This is a genomic window from Psittacicella hinzii, from assembly GCF_003585885.1.
Taxonomy (GTDB): Bacteria; Pseudomonadota; Gammaproteobacteria; order Enterobacterales; family Psittacicellaceae; genus Psittacicella.
This window is the reverse complement of record NZ_NRHC01000075.1, coordinates 1-6056: the sequence shown is the minus strand read 5'-3', so window position 1 is coordinate 6056 and position 6056 is coordinate 1. Positions and strand designations below refer to the sequence as shown.

Sequence of the window (6056 nt, the reverse complement as noted above, 5' to 3'; positions counted from 1 at the left end):
GAACTAGGTAACTTAGGTTTTTTTGAAACCACTTGGGATGAAAAATTCATCATAGTAACTCCTATTAAAGAGATCTAATATGAATTGAAAATCTATATCACCTTGTTCAAGTAATTTTGGTTTCATAAGGCTCCTGTGATATTGAACGAAATTTTTTATGTTGATAGAGAGTTATTTGTATTAACTATTCTAAAGAACTAAAAGTTTCGATTAAGTTATTTCATACTTTGCTCAATTTTTTGTATGGTTTCTTTATCTAAGATACCTAGAGCAATAGTGTAACCCATAAGTTTTCTTAGGTAACAAAAGAAACGAACGTCCGCAAACAATTGTTCACCAGGAGTACTTTCACCGTAAGCTATTTCAAAGATATCTAGAAACTCCTCAGCAGCATCCAACAATTCGTTATATGCGTCAGCAACATATTCCAGCTTTTCTTGCCAAACTCTTTTTCCTTCTTCAGAAGTTATACTATATATAATAAGATTTTCAGCATGATCCAGCTCATCTAGGAGCTCAGGGATATTTTCTTCAAAATATTCTCCACTCCTATAGTAGACATACATAAGAGCTAATAATTTTTCTGTATGAGTAGCTTTAGGATCATTAGCTTTGTAATATGTATCTTCTTTTAAAACTTCTATAGGCTTAGATAAAATTAAATTCGTAAAAGATCCATAACTACTTATTGGATATTCTGCTAGCAAATTCACGTAAGCGTTGAGTTTATTACGGTAATTTCTTAAGAATTTTTTATCAATTCCCAGCTTATGGCTCTGTTTATTTAAGTCTTTAAAAACTCTTTGCTTGATTTCATTAATCGTATGTAATTTGAGTTTTGTGTTTTTGAAGAGTTCATTTGCTTTTTCTTGATATTGGTCTTTAAACTCATAGATAGATTTTATACTTTCGGCAATACGAGCAAATAACTTGTCTCTGAAAGAGATAAAATCTTTAACAAACTCTTCTCTGCCTTGGCTAGTTTCAATTGCATAGCTTTTTTTTAAATCACATGGGATGCAATCTTCTTCTTTGTAACACTCAAAGAAGAGATCTAGCACTGATTGAAAGGCTTGATAACCTTGAGCTGGTAATTTTTGTTCCATAATACTCCTGTGGTATTGGACGAAATTTTGTGTTGATAGAGAGTTATTTGCATTAACTCATCTAAGGAAATAAAAGTTTCGATTAGGTTATTTCATACTTTGCTCAATTTGTTGTATGGTTTCTTTGTCTAAGAGACCTAGAGCAATAATGTAACCTATAAGTTTTCTTAGGTAACTAAAGAATTGAACGTCCATAAGCAATTGATCACCAGGAGTACCCGGTCCGTAACCTATTTCAAAGATACCTAGGTATTCTTCAACAGTATTAAGCAATGTGTTGTATGCGTTGGCAACATATTCTTGCTTTTCTTGCCATACTCTTTTTCCTTCTTCAGAAGTTAGACTGTATGTAATAGAATTTTCAGCAGCATCTAGTGCCTCTTGCTGTTCAGGAATATGTTTTTCAAAATATACTAGACTACGATTACGAAAATAAAGGATAGCTAACAAATCTTCTACATGAGTTGCCTCTGGGTCATCAAGTTCGTAATATGTTTCTTCTATTAAAACCTCGATAGGTTTAGATAAAATTAAGTTAGTAAAAAAAGCGTCGCTACTTTTTGAATACTGTGCTAGTAACTTTACATAGGCATTGAGTTGGTTACGATAATTTCTTAAGTATTTTCTTTCTATTCCTAGCTTGTGGCTCTGTTTGTTTAAGTCTTTATAAACTTTTTTCTTGATTTCATCAATTTCAATTAATTGGAGGGTAAAATTTGCTAAAAGCTTGTTTGCCTTTTCGTTATATTGTTCTTTAAACTCATAGATAGACTTTGCATCTTCGGCAATACGAGCAAATAACTTGTCTCTAAAAGAGATAAAATCTTTAACAAACTCTTCTCTGCCTTGGCTAGTTTCAATTGCATAGCTTTCTTTTAAATCACATGGGATACAAAGTTCTTCCTCGTAATCATCAAGAAAGTCGTCTAATGCGTATTGAAAGGCTTTATAAATTGATTCCATAAAACTCCTGTGGTAATTGGATAAAATAGATTATTAAAGGTTGTACGGTTGTACGGTTGTACGGAGAGATTTCTATTGGTCATGCTCTCACGAATATTTTACGATTAATGAAATTGGTGACCTGGATTTGATAACTTGTTTTTGAAGAGGGAAAATAAGGTTTTGTATTTTGTAGATTTTCGTTATGTTGTATAGGGAGAGGTATCAGTTTGAACTAGGGTAAACGAGGTCAAACTATGGTAATTAGGGTATTCCTCTATTATAATTTATATCGTAAAAGTATTTTATGATTTTTTGGACTTTATCCGTTAAACAACCGGACAATGTAAGAATGTAAAAGCACAAGAATGTTGATCATGTAGAGAGTACCGGTATCGGAGTAAGAGTTCTGGTAAGGTGAAGGTTCTGCTAATATAAAAATTAGGAAACAAAAAATCCCTCCAGCTTGATAAAGCTGGAGGGAAAGTTACGTAAGTAAGTTGTTAAGTAGCACGACCTTAAATTAAAGAACTAGTCTTAAGCTTGCGGAGCGTAGTGAGTATGGAAAATTTTGCTCACAATTTGCCATTGACCATTGATTTTTAGTAAGTTAAAGTAGTCAGTAAAACCAAAACCAGATAGGTCATTAGTATCAACACGCGCAGACGCTGCTGTACCGCTAATATCAATGTAAGCAATTACTGATTGAGCTTGTGCAGATGGTTGGAATGCTGTATCAATAACTTCGAATAATACCTCAATATTCCCCCCTGCTAAAGCACCATTTTCATCAGAGCTGTACATAGTTGCATTTGGGTTAAAAGCTGGTTTCATGAATTCACTTTTTGCTTCTTTACCACCTTTGATGTATTGTTCTAATACAGCTTTGATTGCTTGATAATCATTTACATAAGTTGGTTTAGTCATAATATATTTCCTCTATTGTTTTGTTTGTTTTGTTAGTTTGAAGTAAATTTTGTATCTTTGTTTTACGTGATTATTATAAGAGGGTATATAATATAAGTCCAATTAATACTTGTTATAGTTGATATAAACGTGAGTAATATTAAGAACCTAGATTTAAATTTACTAAAAGCTTTAGACGCTTTACTTGATGAACAAAACGTAAGTAGAGCTGCACAAAAACTAAACCTTACGCAACCTGCGGTTAGTAGTATCTTGGCAAAACTGCGTGATAAGTTTGACGATCCGCTCTTTATTCGTACAGCAACGGGATTAATGCCAACTGAGAGAGCTTTATCTTTAGCTGAACCTGTAAAGAGAATTCTGCATGATATTGAAAGACTAGTTGCAATTCCAGAGTTTGATCCGAGTCTGTTAGAGAGAACTTTTAAAATAGCAGCTACGGATAACATTACTCGTAGATTGGTGTTACCTTTAACGCAACATCTGTTGAAGATTTCTCCAAAGATAAAGATAGCTTTTCTTTCAGCGCAAGGGCGAGATCTTGAAGAACTCTTACGTAAAGGAGAGTTAGATTTAGTTATTGTTGCAGAAAGTGCGATGCCAGTAAATCTTAGAGCAAAAGTACTTTACCATGAGCATTATGTTTGTGTGATGAGTAAAACTCATCCTTTAGCTTCGCAAGAACTTGATCTTGAAGCATTCTGCGCTTACCAACAAGTGCTAGTATCTTATTGGGGAGGTAATTTCCAAGGAGCTACAGATCTTGCCTTACGTGAAGTTAACAAACAACGAGAGGTTGTCTTGTCTATCAATAACTTTTTACTCCTTCCGGAAATCTTGCGTAAAAGTGATTACATTGCAATAGCTCCTGCTCACCTAGTTACCGCTAATGATGAACTTGTAGTGAAAAAACCACCAATTGAGGTTAAGGGGTACAATAAACTCATGGGCTGGCATGAGCGAGTGCATTACGATCAAGTACACAAGTGGTTAAGAGAACAAGTAGTACAAATTGTTGAAGAGCTCGAAAGGGCAGAGGAGACCCTAAAAAGCATCGCAAATTAGCGGAGAGTTTGGTCTTTAAGGTTATTGAATAAAACGGCAAAGTCCACAGAACGATTTATTGTTCTGTGGACTTTGAACTGTTTTCTAGTTGGAGCAACTATTACTTTGTAGAAGTACTAGTTTTGCTTGTAGTTTTACGAGTTTTGGTTGTCGTACTAGCTTCTGTTTTGGAGGTGCTAGATGCTTTTTTAGTAGTGGTAGCTTCTTTTTTAGCTACAGAAGCTTTTTCAGTGGTAGGAGCTTTTTTGGTTTTAGAGGCTTCTGAAGTTTTTGTAGCCTTACTTGCTGTAGTTTTAGAGGTTCCTGAAGTTTTTGTAGCTTTACGTGCAGTGCTTGCCTTTTTAGTTTTACTTGCTTTGCTTGTAGACTTTTCAGCAAGAGCTTCTTTAACTATATCCTCATCAAGTCCTAATGAAATAGCTATGCTTATGAACGTTTGAGATAGAGCTTCTAAAGCGGTATTACTATTAAGGATCATTCTTCCCGGATTTCCTTCCCTGAAAGCTAAACTATTAACCACTTCAATTTGGTCAATTGTGCTCTTAATATGTTGAAAAACGTTTAAAGAATCATTTTGTACTTGCCACCAAACAAAAACTTTCTTTGAAAATGAAAGCTCTGCTTCGATTTCACGAAAGTATTTTTCAAACAGTTCAACTTTTTCTGTAGTTGTGTTGGCAAAGTTTATATACTCTTCATCATATTTCTTAGCACAAATATTAATACATTCGAAGCTATTTCCCATATCATGGTCTGTAAATCTGTAGATAGAATCACCTAAACCTTTTAGATCTATATGTGGCAGGGTTGCTGAAACTAGAGAAGGGCTTTGAGGTTGGTAGCTGAGTAAGTGTTCAAAGGCTGCCTCTAGACTTTCTTGATAGTTTCTCACTAATCTTCTAGATAACCCTGCATCTTTAAGAAAATCCTTAGTTTGCTGTATAACACTTTCTATTTGACTAAAGCCAAAGCCTAATTCTTTTGCAAGCTCTTTTAATTCAGGAAGTTGTTGTTCGTCAAAGTGTTTGAGTAGGATAAGATTTTCAGCAATGCTTTCAATAATTTTGTCTTTGTAATTATCGATGTCTTTAATAAAAACTTTTATCCCCTCACGAGTAGTGAAGTCGTATTTTCTTTTCAATTTAAAAGGGATACGAGAAAATTCTTCGATATCGCCACGGATCATTTTTAAAAAACGGTCAAATGAGCTAGATAAGATATCAGATTTTGGCATAATAATTCTAATGAAAAATAAATTGTATTGTAAAAGATGGAGCTTTAATTCTTAGATAAACTAATAGGTTAAAGCAGGAAGGGTTGAAGTTCTTTTTTGTTGTGCAGTTTTAAAGCAGTTTGGTTAATTTTGTAAGATATCCTTGAGTAATTTAGTTGATTGGTATGATGTGTACTTCCTTGTGGCTTGGAATAGTAAGAATAGAGTAATAATCTTGAGGTAGAGAAGAGCTTAACAATGCAAAATCATTTGAAATAGGCAAAATCATTTGAAATAGGCAAAATCATTTGAAACATGCAAAAGCATTTGAACCATAGTAGTTTACAACAACTTGTTTGTAGCTGTTATCAGATTATTGTTAATACTCATTCTCTGCTCTTTAATTAATATCTCCACTGCGCAGGCTTCTCCTTATTATAATTTATATCAGTGATATATTAAGTTATTTTTGTAGAGGCTTTAAAATTCTCTGAGCGGAGAAAGTAAAAGTTGATAATTGAATATAAAAAAGTGTCGGACAACCTAGAAGTTATCCGACACTTTTTGTAAATTTTGTTTTGTTATGAAAAAGAACGCTTAAGGTCATTTATTTAGATCTTAACGCTCTTCATTCTTTTACTTAATTTGCTTCTTTAACAGCTGGAGCTGTTTTACCATAGCGTAAGGTAATGAAAACAAAGAAAGCTAGACCAAAGGATGCAACTATTGCACCAACATTACCAATTTGTGCTAAGCCTAAACGCTCGGTAACTTGCTCACCAATTAAATAGGGATTCCCGATA

The 6056-nt window shown here is 33.8% G+C and carries 5 protein-coding genes; 1 reads left to right on the top strand and 4 read right to left on the bottom strand.

Annotated elements, in window-relative coordinates:
* Positions 1-215 precede the first annotated feature (215 nt).
* From CKF54_RS05945 to CKF54_RS05935, 3 genes are all read right to left on the bottom strand, one after another.
* Entirely contained in the window at positions 216-1106 is an 891-nt protein-coding gene (locus CKF54_RS05945) for a hypothetical protein (protein WP_119525450.1), read from the bottom strand.
* Positions 1107-1193: 87 nt separating this feature from the next.
* Positions 1194-2069, bottom strand: a complete 876-nt coding sequence (locus CKF54_RS05940; protein WP_119525449.1) for a hypothetical protein — start codon at positions 2067-2069, stop codon at positions 1194-1196.
* Positions 2070-2585: 516 nt separating this feature from the next.
* The gene (locus CKF54_RS05935; protein WP_119525448.1) at positions 2586-2975 is read right to left on the bottom strand and encodes a nuclear transport factor 2 family protein; all 390 of its coding nucleotides are present in this window, start codon (positions 2973-2975) and stop codon (positions 2586-2588) included.
* Positions 2976-3104: 129 nt separating this feature from the next.
* Between CKF54_RS05935 and CKF54_RS05930 the strand changes: the two genes are divergently transcribed.
* Positions 3105-4040, top strand: coding sequence for a LysR family transcriptional regulator (locus tag CKF54_RS05930; RefSeq protein ID WP_119525447.1), 936 nt, complete (start codon positions 3105-3107; stop codon positions 4038-4040).
* 100 nt (positions 4041-4140) lie between these two features.
* Here CKF54_RS05930 and CKF54_RS05925 read toward each other — a convergent pair whose 3' ends face one another.
* A complete protein-coding gene (locus CKF54_RS05925; protein ID WP_119525446.1) occupies positions 4141-5274 on the bottom strand; it encodes a hypothetical protein in 1134 nt (377 codons plus the stop codon).
* Between the last annotated feature and the right edge of the window lie 782 nt (positions 5275-6056).

Bases quoted from the DNA above. Each gene is read 5' to 3' on its own strand.
- CKF54_RS05945 (WP_119525450.1), bottom strand. From the start codon at position 1,106: ATGGAACAAAAATTACCAGCTCAAGGTTATCAAGCCTTTCAATCAGTG.
- CKF54_RS05940 (WP_119525449.1), bottom strand. From the start codon at position 2,069: ATGGAATCAATTTATAAAGCCTTTCAATACGCATTAGACGACTTTCTT.
- CKF54_RS05935 (WP_119525448.1), bottom strand. From the start codon at position 2,975: ATGACTAAACCAACTTATGTAAATGATTATCAAGCAATCAAAGCTGTA.
- CKF54_RS05925 (WP_119525446.1), bottom strand. From the start codon at position 5,274: ATGCCAAAATCTGATATCTTATCTAGCTCATTTGACCGTTTTTTAAAA.